This is a genomic window from Mumia xiangluensis (assembly GCF_010994095.1).
GTDB lineage: Bacteria > Actinomycetota > Actinomycetes > Propionibacteriales > Nocardioidaceae > Mumia > Mumia xiangluensis.
Genome location: NZ_WJYO01000006.1, coordinates 138,797 through 163,700, shown reverse-complemented (window position 1 = coordinate 163,700; position 24,904 = coordinate 138,797). Strand labels below are relative to the sequence as shown.

The 24,904-nt window shown below is 71.5% G+C and carries 27 protein-coding genes; 17 read left to right on the top strand and 10 right to left on the bottom strand.

The window, feature by feature from the left end:
- Positions 1–5 precede the first annotated feature (5 nt).
- Entirely contained in the window at positions 6–308 is a 303-nt protein-coding gene (locus GH747_RS18480) for a thiamine-binding protein (protein WP_149771106.1), read from the bottom strand.
- A gap of 120 nt (positions 309–428) precedes the next feature.
- On the opposite strand from GH747_RS18480, the gene GH747_RS18475 reads away from it, so the two are divergent.
- The 8 genes from GH747_RS18475 to GH747_RS18440 all read left to right on the top strand — a co-directional run bounded on the left by GH747_RS18475 (position 429) and on the right by GH747_RS18440 (position 8,112).
- Entirely contained in the window at positions 429–1,355 is a 927-nt protein-coding gene (locus GH747_RS18475; protein ID WP_149771105.1) for a 5'-3' exonuclease, read from the top strand.
- Positions 1,356–1,389: 34 nt separating this feature from the next.
- Entirely contained in the window at positions 1,390–2,493 is a 1,104-nt protein-coding gene (locus tag GH747_RS18470) for a M24 family metallopeptidase (protein WP_149771104.1), read from the top strand.
- Positions 2,494–2,563: 70 nt separating this feature from the next.
- Entirely contained in the window at positions 2,564–3,004 is a 441-nt protein-coding gene (locus tag GH747_RS18465; RefSeq protein WP_149771103.1) for an Lrp/AsnC family transcriptional regulator, read from the top strand.
- A gap of 6 nt (positions 3,005–3,010) precedes the next feature.
- Positions 3,011–3,613 carry a GNAT family N-acetyltransferase gene (locus tag GH747_RS18460; protein WP_149771102.1) on the top strand — a complete coding sequence of 201 codons (603 nt, stop codon included), beginning with the start codon at positions 3,011–3,013 and terminating at the stop codon, positions 3,611–3,613.
- Entirely contained in the window at positions 3,610–5,148 is a 1,539-nt protein-coding gene (locus GH747_RS18455; RefSeq protein ID WP_163695769.1) for an amidohydrolase, read from the top strand. Before GH747_RS18460 ends, GH747_RS18455 begins: the two co-directional genes overlap by 4 nt.
- A 193-nt stretch (positions 5,149–5,341) precedes the next feature.
- Positions 5,342–6,874, top strand: coding sequence for an apolipoprotein N-acyltransferase (gene lnt, locus GH747_RS18450; RefSeq protein ID WP_149771100.1), 1,533 nt, complete (start codon positions 5,342–5,344; stop codon positions 6,872–6,874).
- On the top strand, positions 6,871–7,614 hold the full coding sequence (locus GH747_RS18445; RefSeq protein WP_205603019.1) for a polyprenol monophosphomannose synthase: 744 nt from the start codon (positions 6,871–6,873) through the stop codon (positions 7,612–7,614). Before lnt ends, GH747_RS18445 begins: the two co-directional genes overlap by 4 nt.
- Positions 7,615–7,641: 27 nt before the next feature.
- Positions 7,642–8,112: an FxsA family protein gene (locus GH747_RS18440; protein WP_149771099.1), complete on the top strand. Its 471-nt coding sequence runs from the start codon at positions 7,642–7,644 to the stop codon at positions 8,110–8,112.
- A gap of 124 nt (positions 8,113–8,236) precedes the next feature.
- On the opposite strand, the gene GH747_RS18435 is transcribed toward GH747_RS18440, so the two are convergent.
- The 3 genes from GH747_RS18435 to GH747_RS18425 all read right to left on the bottom strand — a co-directional run bounded on the left by GH747_RS18435 (position 8,237) and on the right by GH747_RS18425 (position 10,930).
- Positions 8,237–8,626 (bottom strand): RNA polymerase-binding protein RbpA, encoded by a 390-nt coding sequence (locus tag GH747_RS18435; RefSeq protein ID WP_149771098.1) that lies wholly within the window; start codon positions 8,624–8,626, stop codon positions 8,237–8,239.
- 130 nt (positions 8,627–8,756) lie between these two features.
- Positions 8,757–10,142, bottom strand: a complete 1,386-nt coding sequence (locus GH747_RS18430) for an MFS transporter (protein ID WP_149771097.1) — start codon at positions 10,140–10,142, stop codon at positions 8,757–8,759.
- Positions 10,139–10,930, bottom strand: coding sequence for a glycerophosphodiester phosphodiesterase family protein (locus GH747_RS18425; protein WP_149771096.1), 792 nt, complete (start codon positions 10,928–10,930; stop codon positions 10,139–10,141). The genes GH747_RS18430 and GH747_RS18425 overlap by 4 nt, the downstream gene beginning before the upstream one ends.
- Positions 10,931–11,041: 111 nt before the next feature.
- On the opposite strand from GH747_RS18425, the gene GH747_RS18420 reads away from it, so the two are divergent.
- Together GH747_RS18420 and GH747_RS18415 are read left to right on the top strand one after the other, a co-directional pair.
- A complete protein-coding gene (locus tag GH747_RS18420; protein ID WP_149771095.1) occupies positions 11,042–12,619 on the top strand; it encodes an Ig-like domain repeat protein in 1,578 nt (525 codons plus the stop codon).
- Between the two features lie 54 nt (positions 12,620–12,673).
- Positions 12,674–15,490: an AAA family ATPase gene (locus GH747_RS18415; RefSeq protein ID WP_149771094.1), complete on the top strand. Its 2,817-nt coding sequence runs from the start codon at positions 12,674–12,676 to the stop codon at positions 15,488–15,490.
- Here GH747_RS18415 and GH747_RS18410 read toward each other — a convergent pair.
- Positions 15,467–17,038, bottom strand: coding sequence for a bifunctional NAD(P)/FAD-dependent oxidoreductase/class I SAM-dependent methyltransferase (locus GH747_RS18410; RefSeq protein ID WP_149771093.1), 1,572 nt, complete (start codon positions 17,036–17,038; stop codon positions 15,467–15,469). The genes GH747_RS18415 and GH747_RS18410 overlap by 24 nt on opposite strands.
- A gap of 82 nt (positions 17,039–17,120) precedes the next feature.
- Between GH747_RS18410 and GH747_RS18405 the strand changes: the two genes are divergently transcribed.
- Positions 17,121–17,717 carry a helix-turn-helix domain-containing protein gene (locus tag GH747_RS18405; RefSeq protein ID WP_149771092.1) on the top strand — a complete coding sequence of 199 codons (597 nt, stop codon included), beginning with the start codon at positions 17,121–17,123 and terminating at the stop codon, positions 17,715–17,717.
- Between the two features lie 10 nt (positions 17,718–17,727).
- Here GH747_RS18405 and GH747_RS18400 read toward each other — a convergent pair whose 3' ends face one another.
- Complete coding sequence (locus GH747_RS18400; protein ID WP_149771091.1) at positions 17,728–19,257, bottom strand: helix-turn-helix domain-containing protein; 1,530 nt, start codon at positions 19,255–19,257, stop codon at positions 17,728–17,730.
- A 130-nt stretch (positions 19,258–19,387) separates the two neighbouring features.
- Between GH747_RS18400 and add the strand changes: the two genes are divergently transcribed.
- Positions 19,388–20,449: an adenosine deaminase gene (gene add, locus GH747_RS18395; protein WP_228552995.1), complete on the top strand. Its 1,062-nt coding sequence runs from the start codon at positions 19,388–19,390 to the stop codon at positions 20,447–20,449.
- A 185-nt stretch (positions 20,450–20,634) separates the two neighbouring features.
- Here add and GH747_RS22100 read toward each other — a convergent pair whose 3' ends face one another.
- On the bottom strand, positions 20,635–20,811 hold the full coding sequence (locus tag GH747_RS22100; RefSeq protein ID WP_205603034.1) for a hypothetical protein: 177 nt from the start codon (positions 20,809–20,811) through the stop codon (positions 20,635–20,637).
- 16 nt (positions 20,812–20,827) lie between these two features.
- Entirely contained in the window at positions 20,828–21,472 is a 645-nt protein-coding gene (locus GH747_RS18385) for an MBL fold metallo-hydrolase (RefSeq protein ID WP_149771090.1), read from the bottom strand.
- 73 nt (positions 21,473–21,545) lie between these two features.
- Between GH747_RS18385 and GH747_RS18380 the strand changes: the two genes are divergently transcribed.
- The 3 genes from GH747_RS18380 to GH747_RS18370 are packed head-to-tail and all read left to right on the top strand — an operon-like array spanning position 21,546 to position 22,799.
- The gene (locus GH747_RS18380) at positions 21,546–22,037 is read left to right on the top strand and encodes a phosphoribosyltransferase (protein WP_149771089.1); all 492 of its coding nucleotides are present in this window, start codon (positions 21,546–21,548) and stop codon (positions 22,035–22,037) included.
- A gap of 17 nt (positions 22,038–22,054) precedes the next feature.
- Positions 22,055–22,390 carry a YnfA family protein gene (locus tag GH747_RS18375; RefSeq protein ID WP_149771353.1) on the top strand — a complete coding sequence of 112 codons (336 nt, stop codon included), beginning with the start codon at positions 22,055–22,057 and terminating at the stop codon, positions 22,388–22,390.
- Between the two features lie 19 nt (positions 22,391–22,409).
- The gene (locus tag GH747_RS18370) at positions 22,410–22,799 is read left to right on the top strand and encodes a hypothetical protein (RefSeq protein ID WP_149771088.1); all 390 of its coding nucleotides are present in this window, start codon (positions 22,410–22,412) and stop codon (positions 22,797–22,799) included.
- On the opposite strand, the gene GH747_RS18365 is transcribed toward GH747_RS18370, so the two are convergent.
- The gene (locus GH747_RS18365; RefSeq protein WP_149771087.1) at positions 22,796–22,996 is read right to left on the bottom strand and encodes a DUF1918 domain-containing protein; all 201 of its coding nucleotides are present in this window, start codon (positions 22,994–22,996) and stop codon (positions 22,796–22,798) included. The genes GH747_RS18370 and GH747_RS18365 overlap by 4 nt on opposite strands.
- A 94-nt stretch (positions 22,997–23,090) precedes the next feature.
- Entirely contained in the window at positions 23,091–23,471 is a 381-nt protein-coding gene (locus tag GH747_RS18360) for a nuclear transport factor 2 family protein (RefSeq protein ID WP_149771086.1), read from the bottom strand.
- Positions 23,472–23,600: 129 nt separating this feature from the next.
- On the opposite strand from GH747_RS18360, the gene GH747_RS18355 reads away from it, so the two are divergent.
- Together GH747_RS18355 and GH747_RS18350 are read left to right on the top strand one after the other, a co-directional pair.
- Positions 23,601–24,416, top strand: a complete 816-nt coding sequence (locus GH747_RS18355; RefSeq protein WP_149771085.1) for a helix-turn-helix domain-containing protein — start codon at positions 23,601–23,603, stop codon at positions 24,414–24,416.
- 68 nt (positions 24,417–24,484) lie between these two features.
- Positions 24,485–24,895: a VOC family protein gene (locus GH747_RS18350; protein WP_149771084.1), complete on the top strand. Its 411-nt coding sequence runs from the start codon at positions 24,485–24,487 to the stop codon at positions 24,893–24,895.
- Positions 24,896–24,904 lie beyond the last annotated feature (9 nt).

Sequence of the window (24,904 nt, the reverse complement as noted above, 5' to 3'; positions counted from 1 at the left end):
CGGGATCACTCGCCGAGGATCTGGTCGATCCGCCGAGCCTTGGCGTCGAGCTGCCCGGTGTAGCCGGGTCGGATGTCCGCCTTCAGCACCAGGGACACCCGCGGCGACACGTCGGCGACGGCCTCCACGGCGCGCTTGACGACGTCCATCACCTCGTCCCACTCGCCCTCGAGCGTCGTGAACATCGCGTCGGTGCGGTTCGGGAGCCCCGATTCCCGCACGATGCGAACCGCCGCCGCGACGGCGTCTGACACCGACGCGTCGGCGCGGCCGGTGCCGCTGGGCGCGACGGAGAAGGCAACAAGCATCGCGACTCCTCGTTTCGTGGGGTGTGCTGCTGGCGGCGCGCAGTCGTACGAACCACGACCGAGCCTAGCCAGACGGCGAGGGCAGACGGTGACCCGGCGGTTACCGCTACGGTGCGAGGTATGCCTGCGCAGAAGCTGCTCCTGCTCGACTCGGCCTCGCTCTACTTCCGGGCGTTCTTCGGGCTGCCCGACAGCCTCAAGGCGCCCGACGGCACTCCGGTCAACGCGGTGCGCGGCATGCTCGACTTCGTCGCGACGCTCATCGAGGTCACGGAGCCCGACGCGATCGCTGCCTGCTGGGACAACGACTGGCGGCCGGCCTGGCGCGTCGAGCTGATCCCGTCGTACAAGGAGCACCGGGTCGAGATCCCGGCCGAGACCGGACCCGACGTCGAGGAGACGCCCGACCTGCTCGACGTACAGGTCCCGGTGATCGCACGAGCGCTGGAGCTCCTCGGCATCCCGGTCGTCGGCGTCGACGGCTTCGAGGCCGACGACGTGATCGGCACCCTCGCGACGACCTGGGACGGGCCTGTGGACGTCGTGACCGGCGACCGAGACCTCTTCCAGCTGGTCGACGACGCACGTGGCGTCAGGGTGCTCTACCCGGCCAAGGGCATGCGCAACCTGGAGTCGGTCGACACGGCGTGGATCCGCCAGCGGTACGCGATCGAGCCGACCCAGTACGCCGACTTCGCGGTCCTGCGCGGCGACCCGTCCGACGGGCTGCCGGGTGTCGCGGGCATCGGCGAGAAGACCGCGGCGACCTTGCTGACCGCGTACGGCGACCTCGCCGGCATCGTCGCCGCGGCGGGGGACCGCCACGTGAAGATGGCGCCGCGCGCCCGTACGAACCTGCTGGCTGCCGCCGACTACCTGGCCGTCGCGCCGCGCGTCGTCGAGGTGGTCCGTGACCTGCCGATCGACGTGGACCTGACGTTGCGACCCCTCACGCCAGAGCAGGTGACGGCGATGGCGGACCTGGCGGAGACTTGGGGACTCGGACGTCCCGCTGAGCGTGCCGTGGCCGCCCGCTCAGCACCCTGATCGCGCCTCCGGGGCCGCAGGTAGTGTCGACGCCATGACCGACGTCTCCCTCCGACTCGATGCGGCCCGCAATGCTGCGGGCGCCGCCGACATCGACGCCCTGCTGGTGACCCCGGGTGCGGATCTGCGTTACCTGACGGGCTTCGCGGCGATGCCGCTCGAGCGCCTCACGTGCCTGGTGCTTCCCACCGACGGCGAGGCCGTCCTGGTGCTGCCGAGGCTGGAGCTTCAGATGGCTGTCGAGGCGGGTGTCGAGGACCACGGCATCCGGCTGGTCGGGTGGGACGAGACCGACGACCCGTACGCCGCAGCGACCGCCGCGATCGGCGGCGCGCGTCGCGTGGCGCTGGACGACCACATGTGGGCGGACCGCGTGTTCGCGTTCGGCGCGGCAATGCCCGACGCCGACCAGGTGCTCGCGGGGGAGGTGCTGCGCGAGCTGCGGATGCGCAAGACCGAGGGCGAGATCGCCGCGCTGCGCGACGCCGGCGCGGCGATCGACCGCGTGCACGACCGCATGGGGGAGTGGCTGCGTCCTGGCCGGACCGAGCGGGAGGTCGGTCGTGACATCGCCGACGCCATCCTGGCCGAGGGTCACGAGACCGTCGACTTCGTGATCGTCGGCTCCGGCCCGAACGGCGCCTCGCCGCACGCTGAGGTCAGTGACCGCCGCATCGGTCCCGGCGAGCCCGTGGTCGTCGACATCGGCGGCACCATGCCGTCCGGCTACTGCTCCGACTCGACTCGGACCTACGTCGCCGGGGGGACGGTTCCCGAGGACTTCGCCGCGTACTACGAGGTGCTGCTGTCCGCGCAGAAGGCGCAGTGCGAGTACGCCCGGCCGGGGGTGACCGCCGAGTCGGTCGACGCCGTCGGGCGAGACATCATCGCCGCCGCCGGATACGGCGAGGCGTTCCTGCACCGCACCGGTCACGGCATCGGCCTCGAGACGCACGAGGAGCCCTACATCGTGTCGGGCAACGGCCTCGTCCTCGAGCCCGGCATGGCGTTCTCGATCGAGCCGGGCATCTACCTCGAAGGCCGCCACGGCGCCCGGATCGAGGACATCGTCGTCACGACCGACGCCGGCGTCGAGCGTCTCAACCGCACGTCGCGCGACCTCGTCGTGCTCGGCTGAAGCGCCCCGTGCTGTCTCGCGGATCGCCGTTCCAGCAGACAGGCGCACTTCGGTCGATATCCTGTCCAGCGTGGAGGAAACCGACGCGCAAATCATCCGGCTCCTGTCCGCCGATGGCCGGATGTCTTTCACCGACCTCGGGCGGGCTACGGGACTGTCCACGAGCGCGGTGCACCAGCGCGTCAGACGGCTGGAGGCTCGCGGCGTGGTCCGCGGATACCAGGCGAAGCTCGACCACGAGGCGGTCGGGCTCGGACTCACGGCGTTCATCGCGATCCGTGCGATCGACCCGAGCCAGCCGGACGACTCTCCCGAGCGTCTACGGCACCTCGACGCGATCGAGGCGTGCTACTCGGTCGCCGGCGAGGAGAGCTACCTGCTGAAGGTGCGGGTGCCGTCGACCGGCGCGCTGGAGAGCCTGCTGGCGGAGATCCGGGCCGTGGCGAACGTCTCGACGCGCAGCACCATCGTCTTGTCCACCTACTACGAGAACCGCCCGATCGGAGGCTGACCCCGTATGGCCGACACGGCCACCTTCACCGTCCGTCGCGTGACCCAGCCCGAGCCTGCTCTGCTCGACTCGCTGCACGCCGTGATCACCCACCTGGTGGAGGAGGGGGCTGCACTCGGCTGGGTGGAGCCACCGACGCGCGCGGAGATCGGTGACCTCCTCGGCGACCTCGTGCACGAGAGCGACCTCGACGACGCCTGCCTCGCCGTCGCCGAGACGTCTGCCGGCGCCGTCGTCGGCTTCGCGTACTGGTCGCGCCGGATCGGCGAGACCGAGCAGCCGCACGCCGACATCGGACGCGTCGCCGTCTCGTCGTCGGCTCGTGGCGGCGGGCTCGGCCAGCGTCTCGTCACCGAGCTGATCGACTACGCCCGGCTCGCCGGGATCGAGATCCTCACCCTCGACGTGCGCGGCAACAACCATGCGGCGATGGCGCTGTACGAGCGCCTCGGCTTCCGCGAGTACGGCCGCATCCCCGACTTCGTCGCGATCGGCGACCAGCGGTGGGACAACGTCTACTTCTGGCTCGACCTGCGGCCGGACGAGCACGACCTGACCCTGCACGGCGACACCCCGACCGGTCCCGGTGCCTCCGAGGTGCGCGAGTGACTGCCCCCCGCGCGCTGTACCGCGCGGTGACGCTCGTCGGCGCTGCCCACCCGGGCGCTCTCGCCGTCGAGGGCGATCGGATCGCGTGGGTCGGCGCGGACGCTGACGCCGATGCCTGGGCCGACGGTGCGACGGAGGTCCACCATCTCCCGGGGGTGCTCCTGACACCGGGCTTCGTCGACGCGCACGTCCACCTCGGCATGACGGGGCAGGCGCTGCGTGGCCTTGACCTGTCGGGTGCGCGCTCGCGCGTCGAGGTGCTCGAACGCTTCGCCGCGCACGTCGCCACCTCGACGGAGACCGTGGTCCACGGACAGGGCTGGGACGACACCGACTGGTCCGACGGCACCCTGACGGGGGCGGACCTCGACCGTGTCGCCGGTGAGCGCGCGACCTACCTCGCCCGCGTCGACGGACACTCCGCCGTCGTGTCGGCAGCGATGGTCGCGCAGGTCTCCGGGCTGCGCGACGCGGACGGATGGGGCGGCGACGGTCGCGTCGAGCGGCACGCGCACCACCTCGTACGCCGTCATCTCGCGACGACGACCGGGCCGGCGCACCGCGAGGCGATGATCGGCGCCGCACTGCGCTCCGCGGCCGCCGCAGGCATCGTGTCGGTCCACGAGAACGCTGCTCCCGACATCTCGCCGCTCGACGACGTCACCCTCGTCCGCGGCCTGCGGGAGGCAGAGGTGCTGCCGGAGGTCGTCACCTACTGGGGAGCCCGCGGAGCGTACGACGAGGCGCGCGCGTACGGCGTCGCCGGGCTGGCGGGCGACCTGAACCTCGACGGGTCGCTGGGGTCGCGCACCGCGGCCCTGCACGCGCCGTACGACGACAACCCCTCGTCGTCGGGCCACCTCTACCTCGACGCCGACGAGGTCGCCGAGCACGTCGTCGGATGTACGCGCGCAGGGCTTCAGGCCGGCTTCCACGTGATCGGCGACCGGGCGAGCACGGTGTTCGTCGAGGGTCTGCGCAGCGCACGCGACGTGCTCGGCACGGACACGATCCGCGCCGCGCGCCACCGCGTCGAGCACCTCGAGATGCCGTCCGGCGCGGAGCTCGAGCTGATGGCACAGCTCGGCGTGACGGCGAGCGTTCAACCGTCCTTCGACGCCGCCTGGGGCGGACGCACGGGCATGTACGCCGCACGCGTCGGCCGTGCGCGGGCGCAGCGGATGAACCCGTTCGCGGCGATGCAGGCGATCGGTGTCCCGCTCGCCCTCGGCTCCGACGCACCGGTGACGGCGTTCGCGCCGTGGGGTGCGATCGAGGCGGCCATGCATCCGCGCAACGGTGGCACGGGGCTCACGCTCGCACAGGCGCTGCACGCCCACACCGCCGGCGGCTGGCACGCCGCACGGGTCGACGACGCCGGGGTGCTCGAGGCGGGCGCCGCCGCCCACCTCGCGTTCTGGGAGGTGCCCGAGGACGCCGACGCGATCGAGGCCGCGGTCGGCGGGCACGCGCGCTGCGTACGCACGGTCGTCGGAGGCCGCGCGGCCTTCGACACGACCTCGACCGATGCCTGACAGTTGACAGGAACGCCGACGTTCGGCACTGTCGTATCTGATCGCCTCTCGGATGCTGGCGAGTATCACGGGGAGAGGCCCAACGCCAGAAGTTCCGACACCCACTAGACAACAGCGCGAGCTGGTCCGAAGGGTGTCGGACTTCTGGCGGATCTCTGTCGGGGCCGCGAACCCCGCCCGGTAGCGTTGTCCCGTGCCACGCCCCTTCTCGTTCGCCGACCGGACCTGGTTCCGTCGGACCGTCACCGCCGTGCTCGCTGGTCTGCTCGTGTCGTGCGGGTTCGCACCGGTGTCGCAGGCTTGGCTGGTGTGGCCCGGCGTGGTGCTGCTCGTCGTCGCGCTGCGCGGCGCGAGCGTACGCGTCGGGGCATGGCTCGGGTGGGTGTTCGGCACGGCGTTCCTGCTGATCCTCCTGCGCTGGGTGCTGGTCTTCGACGTGCCGGCCGCGTACGTCGCGCTGGCGGCGTTCGAGGGACTCTTCTACGGCGCCTTCGGCGCGCTGTTCGCCGTGATCTCTCGGCGCCGTTGGTGGCCGCTGCTCGGCGCCCTCGCGTGGATGGCGATGGAGATGGCACGCAGCCTGTTCCCGTTCGGCGGGTTCGTGTGGGGCCGCCTCGCTTTCGCGGCTGTCGACTCGCCGCTCGCTCCGATCGCGCGCTGGCTGGGCGTCTCCGCGCTCTCCGGCGCCGTGTTCCTGACGGCGGCCCTCGTCGTGTGGGCGTTCGCGCGCTGGCGCAGGGGAGGGGCGCGCGTGCCGAGGCTGCTCGCGGGAGCGGCGGCGATCGCCGCCGTGCTCGCGTTCGGCGCCGTCCTTCCCGTCGGGATCGCCGGCGAAGGCCGCACGATGCAGGTGGCCGTGATCCAGGGCGACGTCCCTGGGACCGGCGCGCAGTGGTACGGCGAGCAGCGCGAGGTCCTCGAGAACCACATCCGCGAGACCGGCGCGTACGCCATGCGGGTGCGGGCGGGCGAGGTCCCGCAGCCGGATCTCGTCCTGTGGCCGGAGAACGCCTCCGACATCGATCCGACGACCGATGCCGAGGCAGGGGAGGCGATCACCCGCGCCGCCCAGGACGTCGGTGCCCCCATCCTCGTCGGCGCGATCCTCGACGGGCCGACGGACGACACCGCGTACAACGCCGGTCTCGTCTGGGACCCGGTGACCGGTCCGGGTGACCAGTACATCAAGCAGCACCTCGTCCCCTGGGGCGAGTACGTCCCGATGCGCAGCTTCTCCGAGCGGCTGGTGCCGCTGCTCGCCGAGGAGGTCCCGCGCGACATCCTGTCCGGCGACGAGTCCGGTGCTCTCGAGATCGCGGACACCACGGTCGGCACCATGATGTGCTTCGACGTGCTCTTCGACGGCCTCGCCCGCAGCGCGGTGATGGACGGGGCAGAGATGCTGGTGGTCCAGACGAACAACGCGACCTTCACCGGGACTCCCCAGCGCGAGCAGCAGTGGCAGATCGCGCGGCTGCGTGCGATCGAGTCGGGACGCTTCGTCGCGGTGCCGTCGACGAACGGGATCTCCGGCCTCATCGGCCCCGACGGCACGGAGATCGAGCGTGCGCCCGAGGAGCAGCCGGCGTCCTTCGGGCACGAGGTCGTCGCGGCGACCGAGGTCACCTGGGGCACCCGCCTGGGGGTGTGGGTCGAGGGCGCTGCCATGCTGGTCGTCGCGTTGATCCTGCTCAGCAGCGTCCGAAGGAAGGTGCGTCGACGGTGAAGACCCTCGTGGTGATCCCGACCTACAACGAGGCGGAGAACGTCGCGTCGATCGTCGGGCGTGTCCGCGCCGCCGAGCCCGAGGTCGACGTCCTCGTCGTCGACGACGGCTCCCCGGACGGCACCGGCAAGATCGCGGACGATCTCGCTGCGGCCGACGACGCCGTCCACGTGATGCACCGGACGGCGAAGGCCGGCCTGGGCGCCGCGTACCTCGCGGGCTTCGACTGGGGGCTGGACCGCGCGTACGACGTCCTGGTCGAGATGGACGCCGACGGTTCCCACCAGCCCGAGCAGCTGCACCGCCTCCTGGCCGAGATCGATGCCGGCGCCGACCTGGTGCTGGGCGCACGCTGGGTCGACGGCGGCGAGGTCGTCAACTGGCCCAAGCGGCGGGAGGTACTGTCGCGGGGCGGCAACGCCTACGCGCGGCTCGCTCTCGGTCTCCCGTTGCGGGACGCGACCGGCGGCTATCGTGCGTTCCGCGCCCCGGTGCTGCGCGCCATCCTCGACTCGGAGGTGGCGTCGCACGGCTACTGCTTCCAGGTCGACCTGGCGCGACGCGCGGTGCGTGCCGGCTACGACGTCCGTGAGGTCCCGATCACCTTCGTCGAGCGGGTGGCGGGCGAGTCCAAGATGGACGGGGCCATCGTGCGCGAGGCGCTCGTACGCGTGACGGGGTGGGGTCTGCAGGACCGGACCCGTTGGCTTCGCGGCGTATTCTCGGGGCAGGGGCACTGAGAGCCCCGAGACGAGAGGGGTTGGCCGATGCGTCGAGGTATCGCGGCTGCGTTCCTGCTGCTGCCGGTGGTCGAGATCGCGATCGCCGTCGGCGTCGCCAGTCTCATCGGCGTCGGCCCGACGTTGCTGGCGCTTCTGGTGCTCTCCGTGATCGGCGTGATGATCCTGCGCATCGCCGGTCGTCGCAAGCTCGAGATGCTGCGGGCAGCGGCGTCAGACGGCGTCGTCCCGCCCGTTGACGGCGGCAGAGGCCCCAGCGCCATCGCCGGCATCCTGCTCGCCGTACCCGGCTTCCTGACCGCGCTCGTCGGTCTCCTCCTGCTGGTCCCGCCCGTACGCCGGCTCGCTGCGCGCCGCACCCGGCGCTGGGCGGAGAGCAACGGCTCCTGGGTCGTCATGGACAGCTTCCGGCGCCCAGCGGCGGGCCGCGGGCCGGTGACGCCCGGTACGCCGGCCGCGGGGACGGTCGTCCAGGGCGAAGTCGTGGACGACCGCTGAGGGTCCACGACCGCTGACACACAAAGACCTGGGCCGCGCCACGGGGGGTAGGCGCGACCCAGGAGTCTTTTCGTGGAGTGCTGCTACAGCAGCGGCGGACGTCGTCCGCCGAGCGAGCTGAGGCTCAGCGCTTGCGCGCCTTGGCCTTGACCTTGGCAGGACGGTGCAGGTGCGCGGGGCCGATCTCACCGGCGCGCAGGAGCTCCAGGCGCTCGGTCAGGATCTCCTCGAGCTCCGGGATCGAGCGACGCTCGAGGAGCATGTCCCAGTGCGTGCGGGGGGCCTTGACCTCTTTGTGCTCGGGCGCGTCGCCATCGACGCGGCGCCCGATCTTGCCGGTGCGCGGGTCCTCCCACTCGGCGGGGACCTCAGCGTCGTCGGCCATCGTGACGGTGAACGTCTTGCCGTCGGGGAGGACGTACTCGACCTCCTGACGCGGCGCCATCTCGACGCCCCGCTCGTCCTCGAAGCTCTGGGTCCCGAGCCGTGCCCCTCGAAGTGAACGCTCAGCCATCACTGCCCTCCCGACATTGGATCCACACGATCTGAAGGGATGGAACCGTGTCCGTTTCCATCCACACTGTCCAACGTATCGGGGGCTTGTGAGATTCCCCTGAGAGCAACAAGTGTCCTACGACACGCCCTCAGACCCTTTCGGGGACCGCGTTTCCGGCCTCACGAATCGCACGTCGTGGGTCCAGCCGCACCAGCAGGACGAATCCGACCAGGAAGAATGCGATCAAGGCGAAGATCGCCGGTCGGTAGGACCCGGTCAGCTGGTGCACGAGACCGAACACCAGGGTACCGAGCCAGCTCGTCCCGCGCTCGGCGGCCTGGTAGAGCGAGAAGTACTCGGCTTCACGCCCGGGCGGAATCATCTGCGAGTACAACGACCGTGACAGAGCCTGTGTTCCGCCCATCACGATCCCGATCCCGGTCGCGAGCAGCAGGAACGGCACCACCTCACCGGCCGGCATCACGTAGCCGGCGGAGACGATGACCATCCAGACGACGAGGCCGCCCATGATCGTACGGCGGGCGCCGATGCGCTTGGAGATCTGACCGAACGACAACGCTCCCGCGATCGCCACGAACTGCACCAGCAGGATCGTCGCGATCAGCACCGCCTGCGAGAACCCCAGCTCCTTCTGCCCGTAGACCGACGACGAGTAGATGACGGTCTGGATGCCGTCGTTGTAGAAGAGGTAGGCGACGAGGAAGAGCAGGGTCTGCGGGTAGTTCTTGAGATGGCGGAGGGTCGTCCAGAGCTGGCCGAAGCTGCGGCGGATCAGGCCGGACTCGAGTCGGCTGTCGCCTGGGGGGATGTCGGCCGGAGGGTGGTCACGCAGACCGCGGTAGGCGACGAACGTGAACCCGCCCCACCACAGGCCGGCCGACAGCAGGCTGATCCTGACGGCGGTGTCGGTGCCGATGAGGTCCCCGGCCCCCAGGACGAGCCCGAGGTTGAGCAGGAGGAGCAGTCCGCCGCCGAGGTAGCCGAACGCCCAGCCTCGGGACGACACGTGATCACGCTCGTCGGGCTCGGCGATGTCGATGAGGATCGCGTCGTAGACGGTCAACGACGCACCCATGCAGAGATTGGCGAACACCAGCAGGAGGGCGCCGAGCTGCCAGTTGCTGCCGGCAACGAGGAACATGCAGCACGCGGCTGCGGCCCCCGTCCACGCCAAGCGGGCGAGCAGCGTGCGCTTGGACTGCACGCGGTCGGCGATGGCGCCGACGATCGGGAGCACGACGGCGGACAGCAGGGTCGCGAACGTGACGATGTAGAAGACCAGCGAGCCGGCCGAGAGGCCGAGGCCCAGCAGCTCGACGTTGCCGTCGCACGGGTTGTCCGTCGTGCCGACGCGGCCGCAGGCGTCCCGCTCGGCGACGGACGTCAGGTAGGGGCCGATGAGAACGGTGCCGACACTGGTGATGTAGGCGGAGTTCGCCCAGTCGTACCAGTACCAGGCGCGCTGCTCACGGCGGCGCGCACCGGCCGTCGGTGCGGGGTCGGTCGTCGTCATCGGGGGTCGCCTCCGGTCCAGAGCCCACGGGCTTCGAGGACGTCCCGTAGGACGTCGATGCGGTCGGTCATCAGTCCGTCGACGCCGAGGTCGAGGAGCTGGGCCATCTCGTCGGGGTCGTCGATGGTCCACACGTGGACCTGCAGACCGAGGTCGTGCGCGGCGCCGACGAACCGCGGGGTCACGATCGACAGCCAGCCCTGCCGCGTCGGGACCTGGACGCACGAGACGCCCTCCCGGCGCAGGGCGGGCAGGACCCGCCAGGGGTGCGCCATCACGCGGGCGATCTCCGGCGGCGACGCCGACGTCGTCAGGTGCGGCGCGACAGCCCTCACGCGGGCCAGGCGCCGGTGGGAGAACGACGCGATGCAGACCCGGTCGGCCGCGCCCGCCTCGTCGATCACCCGCAGCGTCGGCACGACGGTCGCCGCGTCCTTCACGTCGATGTTGAAGCGGGCGTCGGGGAACGCGTCGAACAGCTCGCGCAGGAGGGGGATCGGCTCACGGCCGCCGATCCGTGCTCGTCGCACCTCCTCGGCCGGCAGCTGCGCGATGGTGCCCGTGCGGTCGGTCGTCCGGTCGAGCGTGGCGTCGTGGAACGCGAACACCGTGCCGTCGGCGGACACGCGGGCGTCGGTCTCGAGGTAGCGGTAACCCAGGCGTACGGCGTTCTCGAACGCGACGAGGGAGTTCTCGATGTCGCGGTTGGGGGCGTACGCGGCACCGCCGCGGTGCGCGAACGCGAGGGGCCTCGGTGAGGCGAGGAAGGGCGGCGCCGGGGCTGTCACGGGCCTAGTATGCCGCCCCCGGGTTCACGAACCGGGGTGTTCGAAAAGGTTCGCGAGGTCGGGTCTGTCCGAGGGTGGAACCGTCACATCACCGATCGATGAGGGACTTGCATGTCTGCACGCACCGCCGCGCGCCCGACGACCCGGACACCGGCACTTCTCGGAACCCTGGCCCTCGTGGCCGCACTCGCTCTCGCCGCCCCGGAGGGCGCCGCTGCCGCACCCGTCGGCCAGCCCGTGCCCGAGGCCGGGGTGGGCGTCTCGGTCGCTGCGGCGTCCAGCGAAGGGACGTTCCCGCCGTTGCCCGGCGCAGTCGCGTACAACGCGGTTGCCGCCGGGATCGAGCACTCGCTGGCCCTGCGCACCGACGGCGTCGTCGTGGGGTTCGGCCCCGCCTCGGACGGTCAGACGACGATCCCGTCCCTCGCGGCCGACCTCGACTGGACCGCGGTCGCCGCGGGCGGCTGGCACAGCCTCGGCCTGGTCTCTGACGGGACGGTGCGCGCCTGGGGCCTCGACGACAAGACCCAGAGCAGCGAGCCGGCTCCACCGCCAGGCGTCACGTTCACCGCGGTCGCCGCCGGCCGGGAGCACTCGCTGGCGCTGCGCTCGGACGGCAAGGTGACGCCGTGGGGCGCGAACGACGACGGCCAGCTCGACATCCCGCTGCCGCTCGCGGGTCAGGCGTACACTGCGATCGCGGCCGGTGACCGCCACTCGCTCGCACTGCGCTCGGACGGGCACATCATCCCGGCGGGCGACGACGGATGGGGGCAGACCACGATCCCGCCGCTGCCCGCAGGGACGACGTACACGGCGGTGGCTGCGGGTCAACGTCACTCGCTGGCCCTCCGGTCCGACGGCAGGGCGGTGGCCTGGGGAGCACCGCTGCACGGCCAGACGACGGTGCCGGCGCTCCCGGCCGGGATGTCGTACGTCGCGATCGCCGCAGGCGCGAACTACTCGCTCGCCCTCCGCTCCGACGGGCAGGTGATCGGGTTCGGCCTCGACACGCAGGGTCAGGCGACGCTCCCGAAGCCGTCGGCATCGGCTCGCTACACCGCGATCGCGGCAGGCAACACCCACAGCCTCGCTGTACGCACCACCAAGAAGGCCGCGGCCGCGAAGGTCACGACGTCCGTGGCACGCACCTCGTACGGACGAGCCCTGAGCGTCGCGGCACAGGTCAGCGGGGCCGGGGGAGTGCCGACCGGGACCGTCACCTTCCGCTCGGGGAGCACGGTCCTCGGCACCCGGGCGCTCAGCGCCGGGCGCGCGTCGCTGGCGCTGAAGGGTACGGCGCTCCGCCCCCGGACGCGCCAGATCACGGCGACGTACGGCGGTTCGTTCACGTACGCGCCCACGTCTGCCGGCCGGTCGGTCGTGGTCGTCCGGGCCGCTTCAACGGCGCGCCTGCTACCGAAGAAGCGCACGGTCCGTGTCGGCAGCCGCGCGAAGGTCGTCGTGAAGGTCAAGGCACCGGTGGGCGTGACAGGACGTGTCGTCGTGCTCGACGGGAAGCGCAAGCTCCGGACCGCCACGTTGCGCGCGAGCAAGAACGGTCGCCTCACCATCAGGCTCCCGCGCCTGACGAAGGCCGGGAAGCACCGGCTGTCCGTCCGCTACCGGGGCTCGAGCACGGTGGCGCCGAGCCGGTCGCCGAAGGTGGTGGTGAAGGTCGTCCGCTGATCGCGGGCTCGCGACGTACCACCCTGGCCGTCCGGCTGCCCTACACTCCGGTGCATGGGGCAACCGGACGGCCGGCTGTTCGGACGTGATGCGCAGCTCGATGCGTGGAGCACGGCGCGTACGGCGACCGATGCGGAGCGCGGCGCGTGCCTGGCGTTCGTCGGTCCGGCAGGCGTCGGCAAGACGGCCCTCCTGGACGCGGGCAGGGCGCGGATCCCCGGTGCGGTCGTGCTGCGCGCGGTGGGGGACCGCGTCAACGTGGACCTTCCCGGCTACGCGCTGTGGCAGCTCCTCGGGCGTACGGCGCAGGCCACCAGCCCGGGCGAAGCGCCCTTCGACGGGCCTGCGGCACGGTTCCACGAGTCGTTGCTCGGCGGACCGCCGGAGGCCGACCCCGCCGTGCTCCGCTACGCGGTCGCCTGGGTCCTGCGGAGTCTCGCGGCGTCGGGCCCTCTGCTGGTCGTCGTCGACGACGTCCAGTGGTGCGACCCGGTCTCGTCCACCGTGCTCGCGGGGATCCCGGCGTTGCTGGCCGACGACCCGGTGGTGCTCGCCTTCGCGTCGCGAGAACCGTCGGCCGACCTCGAGCCGGCCATGCTCACGCTGCTCGAGAGCGGGTCCGTCCTGCGCTCCGACGTCGCACCTCTGAACCGGCCGGACATCGCCGCCTGGGTGCGCTCGACCGGACTGCCGGCGACCCGCGAGACGGTGGACCTCGTCGCTGCCGCCAGCGGCGGTCTCCCGTTCGCGGCAGCCGAGTGCCTGCGCGAGCTCGCCGCCGGGCGGGCCGTCGAACGCCGAGGTGCGGACTCCGACGTCGCGTCACGGCTGGTCGCGGAGCGGGTGCGCGCGCTCGACCCCGGCGTGCGCGAGGTGCTCGCGGCGATCGTCTGCATGGGTGACGGCGTCGAGGAGGAGCACCTGCTCGTGGTCACGAAGATGTCGCCTGTGCAGCTCGAGACGACGTACGCCGTGCTGCGGGGTGCACGACTCCTCGGAGTCGCCCATCCGCCGGCACCGGCCCACCCGATCGTCAGCGACGTCGTCCGCGACGTGCTCGGCACGGCTGAGGTGGCGGGGCTGCACGCCCGGATCGCTGCGGCGTACGCCGCCGACGGACTCCCGGTGGCAGCACGCGCGGCGCACCTGCTCCGGACGGAACCCGGATCCTCGTCCGACGTCGCCACCGTCCTCCTCGCCGCTGCCGTGGACGCTGCGGCTGCGGGCTCGGCGGAGCTGGCTCGGCGGTTGTGCCGGCGGGCGCTCGCCGAGGACGGGCTGCCCACGGACCTCGCGGCGCAGCTCCACGACGTCGCGGCCCAGGCGAGCGTGCTGACGGGTGACCTCGACGCCGCGGTCGAGCACTGGTCGGTCCACACGCCGTCCGACCCCACCGTCCGTGCGCGTCGGTTGGTCGACCTCGGCACCGTCCACTACCAGGCCGGGAGGCTGGTCGAGGCCGAGGCGATGTACGGCCGCGCCCTCGACCTGCTCCCGGACGGCGATGCCGAACGGTCCGCAGTGCTGGCACGGATCGCCGGCCTCGGCTTCCACCAGGGTCGTACGGCGGTGGCTCGCGACGTCCAGGTCGCCGCCGTGCTCGCGCGCGACCCACGCGACGACGAGCCCGCGGACGCGCTCCTGCTCTGCCAGGAGGCGTACCGGATGGTGATCGCTGGCGAGGACTCCCGGACCGCCGGTGACCTCGCGCTGCGGGCGACTCAGGACGTCGAGGCGATCGACTACGAGCAGGGCGACGGAGCGGGCTACGTGATGGGGCTCGCGGCACTGGTGGACTCCGAGCGCGACTCCGAGGCGCTCGCGCTGCTCGACAGGTCGGTGTCGCAGGCCCTCGCCCGCGGATCCGTGCTGAACCGGGCGAACAACCTCTACCACCGCGGCTACCTGCACTTCGAGCGCGGCCGCCTGCGTCGGGCGCGGACCGATCTGGAGACGTGCGTCGACGCGGCCGCCTACGGATGGCGCGCGTACGTCAACCCGGCTCGCTGTGTCCTGGGATCGGCGTACGTGGCGATGGGCGAGACCGCGGCGGCCGAGAAGCTCGCCTCGAGGATCGACGACGACCCGACGACCCCGCCCCTGCTGCAGGCGACCGACGCGCACCTGCGCGGGGTCGTCGACGCTGCGGCGGGGCGCCACGAGGAGGCGCTCGCATCGTTCGTCCGGGCGATGGAGCTGTCCGAGGGCTATCGCTCCCCGGGCTACCAGGCGTGGCACCGGGCCGCGATCCTGGCGGCGACCGAGGTGGGGCGACTCGACCTCGCGCGGCACGTCGCCGACGAGATCCTCGACGACGCCCGGCGCTTCGGGGCACCGCGGTCCCTCGGCCTCACCCTGGTGGCCGCATCGGCGCCGCAGCCGTTCGAGGACGCGGTCCGGATGCTCCGCGAGGCGCTGGTCCTGCTCGGACGCACGGAGGCCAAGGCCTACCAGGCGGACGCGCTGGCGCGGCTCGCCACGCTCCTGGCCGCGCACGCCGAGGGCGACCCCGAGCGGCTGGACGAGGCCACCGACCTCGCCCGACGCGGCCGGGCGATCGCCGAGCGGATCGGCGCCGCACGCATCGTCGACGCCGTACGCCCGCTGACCGTCGACGCGCCCACCGACGTCGACGAGTCGGCCCCGCAACGGTCTCGGATCGATCGCCTGTCACCGGCCGAGCTGTCGGTCTGCGAGCTGGCTGCCGGCGGTCTCACGAACCGCGAGGTGGCCGCGCGCCTCTTCCTCAGCATCAAGACGGTCGAGTGGCACCTGTCGTCCAGCTACGCGAAGCTGCGGATCCGGTCTCGCAAGGAGCTGGCCGGGCAGCTCTTCGCGGACGCCCCGTCAGCCGCGACGGCGGGCTCGTAGAACCGCGTCCCGCAGGTCGGCCGCGTGACCGTGCTGGTCGGTGGCGGCCCGCTCGCGGACCTCGGCGACGAGCACCTCCCACTCGGCGGGGTCGAGGACCGCGGCGGCCTCGCGCGGGTCGACACCGTGGTGGCTGGGATGGGTGGTGTCGTGCCCGACGACGAGCAACGTCCCACCCGGTGCCACCGCGTCCGCGAGCCGGCTGACGAGCTCGTCGTACGGCGCCTCGACGTGCACGTAGTGCGACGTGACGAGGTCGTACCGTTCCGCCGTCGTCCACCGCGTCAGGTCGGCTTCGCTCCAGGTGATCCGGGCCGCGACGTCGTCGCCCACGTCGAGGGCGCGCTCGCCCGCCCGGCGCAGCGCCGTCGGCGCCACGTCGAGGGCCGTGACCGTCCACCCCTGCGCCGCGAGCCAGATCGCGTCCGAGCCGTGGCCGGAGCCGGCGTCCAGCGCCGTACCAGGGGCGAGACCGGTTGCAGTCTCGACGAGCGGGGTGTTCGGCGCGACCGTCCCCGTGGCGCCGTGGGCGCGGTAGCGCGTCTCCCAGAACTCCGGGTCGTACGCCTCGGTCGTCGACGACGCGTTCCTCGTCGTCGCTCGGTAGGCGGCGACGGCCTCCCGGGTCTCCTCGTCGATCAGGTCCGCGTTGATGTGGGCGCCCGCGAGAGCTCCTGCGGCCGCCGCGGCGCCGACCTGTGCGCTGAGGTCCGTCGCGTTGCCGGCGACCCACACCCCCGGCACCTCCGTCCGTCCTGCAGCGTCGACGACCAGGTGCTCGCCGGCGCCGCTGACGTGCTCCTGCCTGCGAAGGCCGAGGTCGGCGAGGAAGTCGGTGCGCGCGGTCATCCGCGCTCCGACAGCGAGGGCGGCGCGAGGGACCACGCGCCCGTCGTCCATCCTTACGCCGGTCAACCGGTCGTCAGCGACCTCGAGGCCGGCGACGGTGCCGGACACGACCGGGATGCCGCGGGCGGAGAGCTGCTCGGCCTGCTCCTCGGCCAGTGCGGGCCCCGTGTGGGTGAACAGGACGACGTCGTCGCTCCACTGGCGGAACATCAGCGCCTGGTGCACGGCCAGGGGGCCGGTCGCAAGGACGCCGATCGCGTGGTCACGGACCTCCCACCCGTGGCAGTACGGACAGTGCACGACGTCGCGGCCCCACCGCTCGCGGAGGCCTTCGACGTCGGGCAGCTCGTCCACGAGGCCGGTCGCCACGAGGATGCGTCGCGCGGAGACGGCGCGGCCGTCACCGAGGACGACCGTGAAGCCGGCCTCGTCCCGGCCCACCGAGGTGACGGTGCCGGAGACGACGTGGCCGCCGTACTGCCGTACCTCCTCACGACCCCGGGCGAGGAGCTCTGCCGGAGGGGTGCCTTCACGACCCAGCAGGCCGTGGACCGCGTGGGCCGGAGCGTTGCGAGGCGCCCCCGCGTCGATCACGACGACCGAGCGGCGGGCGCGGGCGAGCATCAGTGCACCGTTGAGGCCGGCAGCGCCCCCGCCCAGCACCGCGACGTCGCACGTGTCTTCGAGTTCTTCGAGCATCTGGTTTCTCCCTTCGTCGTCGATCGTGAAGGAAGAACCGCTCGGCAGCAAAGATTGTTGCTGGAGTGGCAAACTGAGGGCTATGGATGACCAGGCAACCGAGCACGACGACACCTTGACCGCGGTCGGACCGCGACTCCGAGGCCTGCGCAAGCAGCAGCAGACCACCCTCGCGGACCTGTCGGCCACCACCGGCATCTCCGTCAGCACCCTGTCGCGCCTCGAGTCCGGCACCCGGAAGCCGACCCTGGAGCTCCTCCTGCCGCTCGCCCGTGCGTACGGCGTCACCCTCGACGACCTCGTCGGCGCGCCGCCGACCGGCGACCCCCGCATCCACCTGCGGCCCGTGACCCACAACGGGATGACGATGGTGCCGCTGACCCGGCGCGCCGGCGGCATCCAGGCCTACAAGCTCGTGCTCGCGCCCGAGAGCCGCACGACCCCCGACCTCAAGACGCACGAGGGCTACGAGTGGCTGTACGTGCTCAACGGCAGGCTGCGCGTCGTGCTCGCGGACCAGGACTTCGTGCTCAGCCCCGGTGAGGCCGCTGAGTTCGACACCCGCGTGCCGCACTGGTTCGGAGCGATCGGCGGACAGCCCGTCGAGTTCCTCAGCCTCTTCGGCCGCCAGGGGGAGCGCGCCCACCTACGGGCGCGGACGAAGCCGGCGGGGGACTAGATGTCGCTCATCAGATGTCGCGGAACGTCTCGATGTCGGCGCCCAAGGCGTTCAGGCGCGTCGCGAGGTCCTCGTAGCCACGGTTGATGACGTAGACGCTGCGGAGCACCGACGTCCCCTTCGCGGCCAGCATCGCGATCAGGATGACGACCGCCGGACGCAGCGCCGGCGGGCACACGAGCTCCGTCGCACGCCACCGCGTCGGGCCCTCGATGAGGACGCGGTGCGGGTCGAGCAGCTTCACGTTCGCGCCGAGCTTGTTCAGCTCGGTCAGGTAGATCGCGCGGTTCTCGTAGACCCAGTCGTGCAGCAGCGTCGTCCCCGAGGCCGTCGCCGCGATCACCGCGAAGAACGGGAGGTTGTCGATGTTGAGGCCGGGGAACGGCATCGGGTGGATCTTGTCGATCGGGGCGTGCAGGACCGACGGGTAGGTGGTGATGTCGACGAGGCGCGTCTCGCCGTTCTCGGCGAGGTACTCGTCGCTGCGGTCGTACGCGAACCCCATCTCCTCGAGCAGCGCGAGCTCGATCTCCATGAACTCGATCGGCACGCGCCGCACGGTGATGTTGGACTCCGTCACGATCGCCGCGGTGATCAGGCTCATCGCCTCGATCGGGTCCTCGCTGGGGGCGTACTCGACGTCGACGTCGATGCGAGAACGTCCCGTCACGCGCAGGGTCGTGGTGCCGATGCCCTCGATCTCGACGCCGAGCTTCTCGAGGAAGAAGCACAGGTCCTGGACCATGTAGTTCGGGCTGGCGTTGCGGATGATCGTGGTGCCCTCGTGCCGGGCGGCGGCGAGGAGGGCGTTCTCGGTGACGGTGTCGCCACGCTCGGTGAGGACGATCGGACGCGTGGGTGCGACCGACGGGTCGACGATGGCGTGGTAGCTGCCCTCGGTCGCCTTCACCTCGAGGCCGAACGGACGCAGCGCCGTCATGTGGGGCTCGACCGTGCGGGTGCCGAGGTCGCAGCCGCCGGCGTACGGGAGGTCGAAGGACTGCTCGCGGTGCATCAGCGGCCCGAGGAACATGATGATGCTGCGGGTGCGGCGGGCGGCCTCCTCGTCGATGCCGCTGAGGTCCAGCGTGGCCGGGGGGACGAGCTCGAGGTCGCCCTCGTCGCCGATCCAGGTGGTCTTGAAGCCGATCGACTCCAGCACCTCGAGGAGCCGGTTGACCTCCTCGATGCGGGCGACCTTGCGCAGAGTGGTGCGGCCCTCGTTGAGGAGCGCGGCGCACAGCAGCGCCACACCGGCGTTCTTGGAGGACTTCACGTCGATCGCGCCCGAGAGCAACGTCTCGCCGACGACGCGGAGGTGGCTCGGGCCGGAGGTGCCGAGCGCGACGAACTCCGAGTCGAGCGCGGCACCGACGCGGGCGAGCATCTCGAGAGAGAGGTTCTGCTGGCCCTGCTCGATGCGGTTCACGGCGCTCTGGCTGGTCTTCAAGAGCTGAGCAAGCTCCGCCTGGGTCAGGCCGCGGTGCTTGCGGGCATCACGGATGAGGTTCCCGATCCGGGTCAGGTAGTCGTCAGTCATGGGCTCCACCGTATCTCACATATGAGATAAATCGTCGCGGTCAAGGTGTTCGGCGTGTCACGTGGCACGACCGTGCCCTCGACCCGAGCGAAGGCACCCTCCCCACCGTACGGGGTGGTTCAATGACGACGTGAGCAACCCCACCGTCGTGTCGCCCATGAACCGTGACAAGCCCGTGGACGCCTTCGTCCACGCCTTGCCGAAGGCCGAGCTCCACGTCCACCTGCTGGGTGCGGCGTCGCCCGAGACCGTTCTCGGGCTCGCGCGCCGCCACCCCGAGGTGGGGGTGCCGACAGAGCTCGACGGCCTGCGGGAGTTCTTCCGGTTCAGCGACTTCGCGCACTTCATCGAGGTGTACATCCAGACGAACCAGCTCGTCACGACGCCCGAGGACGTCGCCGACCTGGTCGCCGGCGTCGGGGCCGACCTCGCCGGCAACAACGTCCGGTACGCCGAGCTGACGGTGACGCCGGACAGCCAGCTCCTCATGGGCATCGCACCCGACGAGCTGGCCGAGGCTCTGCTGGCGGGGAGGGCGCGCGCACGCGAGGCCGGGATCGAGCTGGCCTGGGTCTTCGACATCCCCGGCGAGCTCGGGCTGCCGTCGGGGGAGCGGACGATCGACTGGGTCGAGCAGTACGCCCCCGACGGGTCCGTGGGCTTCGGGCTCGGTGGTCCGGAGATCGGGGTGGAGCGCCCGCAGTTCGCCGACGTGTTCGCCCGTGCCCGTGCCCTGGGCCTGGCGAGCGTGCCGCACGCGGGGGAGACCACCGGCCCGCAGACCGTGCGTGATGCGATCGAGGTCCTCGGCGCCGTCCGGATCGGCCACGGCATCCGGGCGATCGACGACCCCGTGCTTGTCGCGGAGCTCGCCGATCGCGGGATCCCGCTCGAGATCTCGCCGACCTCCAACCTGTGCACCGGCGCCGTCGCCACGCTCGACGAGCACCCGTTCAACGCGCTGCGTGCGGCGGGCGTCGTCGTCACGCTCAACAGCGACGACCCCGGGATGTTCGACACCACCCTCGACCACGAGTACCAGCTCGCGCACGACGCGTTCCGCCTCAGCTACGCGGACCTGGCCGACCTCGCTCGTACGGCGGTCGACGCGTCGTTCGCACCCGACGGTCTCAAGCTCGACATCCGCGCCGAGATCGATGCCGTCCTCGCCGAGGAGCTGCTGGAGTCCTGACGGGTCCCGCCCGTCAGCTGATCGCGAAGGCCGAACCCAGGGCGTACGTCGCTCCCCAGGATCACCACCACGAACGTCACCGGGACGCGCACGTCGACCGGCACGAGGACGATCGCGAGCAGCGGGAGAATGCCGCGCCCAGCCTGAACGAGAAACTGACGCGAACGCCGCCTGCCACGGGCTCGTCAACGCGTCCGGGTCCAGGTGCAGCTCGGCGTCGGAGAGAGCCCCTTCAGGTTCCCTCGTCGGACGCCATCGACAACGCCCGCGGTCGACACGATGCCGTCGTTCGCGCCGAGGACGCCGGCCCGCAGCTGGTTGAGCCGCCCTCCGAGGTCCTCGGGCACACTGTCGGAGGCCATCAGACGCCCCGGCCCGTCACAGGGTCGCCGAGCCGTCCTGGCCGAGCAGGAGCGCCTCGTCCGCCCCGCCCATCTCGCTGACCCGGCCCCAGTAGATCGGGTACGCGAGGTCGGAGATGGTGCAGTCGTGGATCGGCAGGACGACACGCGGAGCCACCGCGCGTACGAAGTCGACGGTCTCGCTCACCTTGGCCCACGGAGCACTCAACGGCACCGCGAGGACATCGACGTTGTCCGGCACCGACTCGTACGAGTCGCCCGGGTGGAAGAGCCGCGTGCCGCCGGCCTCGACCAGGACGCCGACGTTCCCGATCCCCGGCATGTCCGGGTGGATCACGGCGTGCCGGGAGCCGACGCCGGTGACCGAGAGCGCGCCGAGGTCGACCGTCATTCCGGACGCGGTCTCGTGCCAGGCGCCGAACTGCTCCAGCGCGGTCGCCGTCTGCGGCTCGGCAAGCAGCCGCGCGCGGGGATTCGCCGCCACGAGTGCGCCGATGCGGTTCGGGTCGACGTGGTCGGCGTGCTGGTGGGTGACGATGATCGCGTCGAGGTCCGTGAGTGAGAACGTCTCGTCGCGGCTGAAGCTGCCCGGGTCGATCAGGACCCTCTGGTCTTCGTGCTCGACGAGGAGCGCGGCGTGGCCGAATCGCGTGATCTGCATGAGTCCATTCAACCTCCGTCCCGCGCTCCGGCGCAGACGGGTGCGAGTGCGTGGACACGATTACGCTCACCTCATGGCGGAGCGGGAGATCCTCACCTGGGACCTGTACGGAACGGCGAGCCGTGAGCTCGCCCAGGCGGTCGCCGACAGCGGGTACGCGCCGACGATCGTGCTCGGCATCGCGCGGGGAGGGCTGATCCCTGCGGGTTCCCTCGCCTACGCGCTGGACTGCAAGAACCTGTTCACGATGAGCGTCGAGTTCTACACCGGTGTCGACACGCGGCTGGACGTGCCGGTCATGCTCCCGCCGTTCCTCGACCGCGCCGACCTCACCGGTGCCGACGTGCTGATCGTGGACGACGTCGCAGACACCGGCAAGACGCTCGAGCTGGTCCACGACTTCTGCGCGGACCACGTCCGTACCGCACGCACCGCCGTGATCTACGAGAAGCCGCAGTCCACGATCAAGCCCGACTTCGCCTGGCGTACGACGGATGCGTGGATCAACTTCCCGTGGTCGACGATGCCGCCGGTGGTGCGGCGTACCGGCGTCCTGGACGCCTGACGGGCGCGCAGCACCAGATGTCCATGATGCGTTCGGTCGTCCTGTTCGCGGTGGCGGCGCTGTTCGAGATCGGCGGCGCCTGGCTGGTCTGGCAAGGGGTCCGCGAGCACCGTGGCTGGGCGTGGATCGGTGCCGGCGTGCTCGCGCTCGGCGCGTACGGATTCGTCGCGACGCTCCAGCCCGACGCGAACTTCGGGCGGATCCTCGCCGCGTACGGCGGCGTGTTCGTCGCGGGTTCGCTGCTGTGGGGGATGGCGGTGGACGGCTTCCGGCCGGACCGCTGGGACGTCGCCGGGGCACTGGTGTGCCTGGCAGGCGTCGCCGTCATCATGTACGCGCCACGGGACGCCTGACCCCGCTACGATCCGGGCCATGAAGGATCCCCGGACGATGCCCGTCGACGTGCTCCGGCCCCTCGCGGCGGTGGCGCTCATCGAGGTGGCGGTCGCCGTTGTGGCTCCCAGCACGCGCTCTGCCGCGACCTCGATCGTCCTCGTCGTCCTCGTCGGGTTCGGCGTTCGCTGGGTTCGGGTGCTGCTGACGCTCTCCTACGCGGTCGCAGCGACGTTCGCCGTGATCGGCACGGCGTGGCTGGCCTTCCACGGCTGGCGCGTGCCGGCGGACGACGTCGACATCTACGCAAGCACCCTGCTGGGGGCGGCGGCGCTGCTTATCCTCCGGGTGCCGGCGGTCGTGGCGTGGACGGCACCGGCGTCCCCACGGGCCAGCGCAGCGCCGACCCGCACGGACGTCGCCGCCTAACCCTCTTCGCCCGCCCCCGGGTGCTCGATCTCGCAGTCCGCCCCGGGATATACGAGCGCCTCGTGCCCGTCGTCGAACCGGACGACGTACGGCGGTTGGCCGTCCGCGCCGTTCACCGTGACGATCGTGCCGCTGTGGTCGGGCGAGCCCACCGTCCGACCGTGGAAACGGATGCGTTCTCCGACTGTCGCGTGCATGTCCACACCCCCTCCAGTCAGGCTACGACGAAAGACCGGACGTCGTGGCGGCGATCCGCGCCGGCGACGTCCGGCCTTTCGTGGAGCGGCGACGTCAGGCCCGCGGTGCCCGGTCGATGAAGCCCACGATGTGGCTCATCCGCCCCTCCGGGGTGAGGAGGGCGACGTCCGCACCGACGATGGTGTCCGGTGCGCCCTCCGGCCCCAGGTTCCAGGTGAAGCGCAGCACGTCGTGGTGGCCGTCGACGAGGTCGCCGGGGCTGAACCGTGCGCCGGGGAGCTGCTGGTGCACGGCACCGACGAGCTCCGAGAGCGCCTCGCGGCCGGACACCTCCGCCTGCGGGTCGACGTAGGTGACGCCCGGCGCGAACGTACGCTCGGCGATCGTCGCCCGGAGGTCGGCGTCGGTCTCGTTCCAGAACGCCAGGTAGTCGGAGAGCAGGGTGTCGTACGAGGTGGCGGTCGACTGGGTCATCTCTCGATCCTTCGGTCGGGAGCCGCTGGTGCGACTCGGTCGTGACTCCACCGTGACCGGAGCGGGGAATGGTGTCGATTACCTCAGAGGTCATGGAACTGACGATCGTCCTGCGGAAGAGTGTCAGCCGTGACCACGACCACCGACGACACAGCGTCCCAGGACAACGCGCTCGGGCGGCTCCTGCGGGAGTGGCGGACCAGGCGGCGATTCAGCCAGCTCGCCCTGTCGAGCGAGACCGGCATCTCCACGCGCCACATCAGCTTCCTCGAGACCGGCCGCTCGCGTCCCAGCAGCGAGATGATCCAGCGGCTCGCGGACGCGCTCTCCGTCCCGATGCGCGAGCAGAACCGGATGCTGCTCCACGGCGGTTACGCGCCGGCGTACCCGGAGCGCTCGCTCGACCACGAGGACCTCGCAGGCGCGCGCCGTGCCGTCCGCGAGGTGCTCGTCGCCCATGAACCCAACCCGGCGCTCGCGGTCGACCGGCTGTGGAACGTCGTCGACTCCAACGCGGGCGTCGATGTGCTGACCACGCTCGTGTCACCGCACCTGCTCGAGGGGCCGGTCAACGCGCTCCGGCTCACGCTGCACCCCGACGGGCTCGCGCCGCACCTGGAGAACCACGCCGAGTGGCGTGCCGCCGTGCTGTCGGCGCTCCTGCGCGGGGCAGCGGCGCGCGGCGACGACGAGATGTTCGCGCTCCACGACGAGCTCGCCGACTATCCCGTCGACGACCTGCACCGTCCGCAGACCGACACCGGCCCCCAGGTCTACGTGCCCATGGTGCTTCGCGTCGACGGCGTCGTGCTGTCGTTCCTGTCGGTGATCTCGACGTTCGGCACACCGCTCGACGTGACGTTGTCCGAGCTGGCTATCGAGACGTTCGTCCCCGCGGACACCGTCACAGGGGAGTGGCTGCGCGCCCACGTCGTACGCCGGTGACAAGCACGCTCGCGTGTCGCGCCCGCTGGCGCGAGAGTGGAGGAACACACGAGACGACGGAGGACCCGATGACAACCCGACTCAACCCGTACCTGTCGTTCAAGGACGAGGCGCGGCAGGCGATGGAGTTCTACGCGGCGGTGCTCGGCGGCGACCTGAGGGTGAGCACCTTCGGCGAGTACGACGCGACGTCCGACCCCGCTCGCAGCGACGGCGTCATGCACGCGCAGCTCGAGGCGCCCGGCGGGCTCGTTCTGATGGGCGCCGACACCCCGCCGGAGATGGGCGAGCCGACCACGAACGGGACGGTGTCGCTCAGCGGTGAGGACGAGGCGGAGCTGCGCGGCTACTGGGACGGGCTCGCCGACGGCGCCCAGATCACGGTGCCGCTGGAGCAGGCGCCGTGGGGCGACTCGTTCGGGATGCTCGTCGACAAGTTCGGCGTCTCCTGGATGGTCAACATCGCCGGCGCACGCTGACGCGCACGC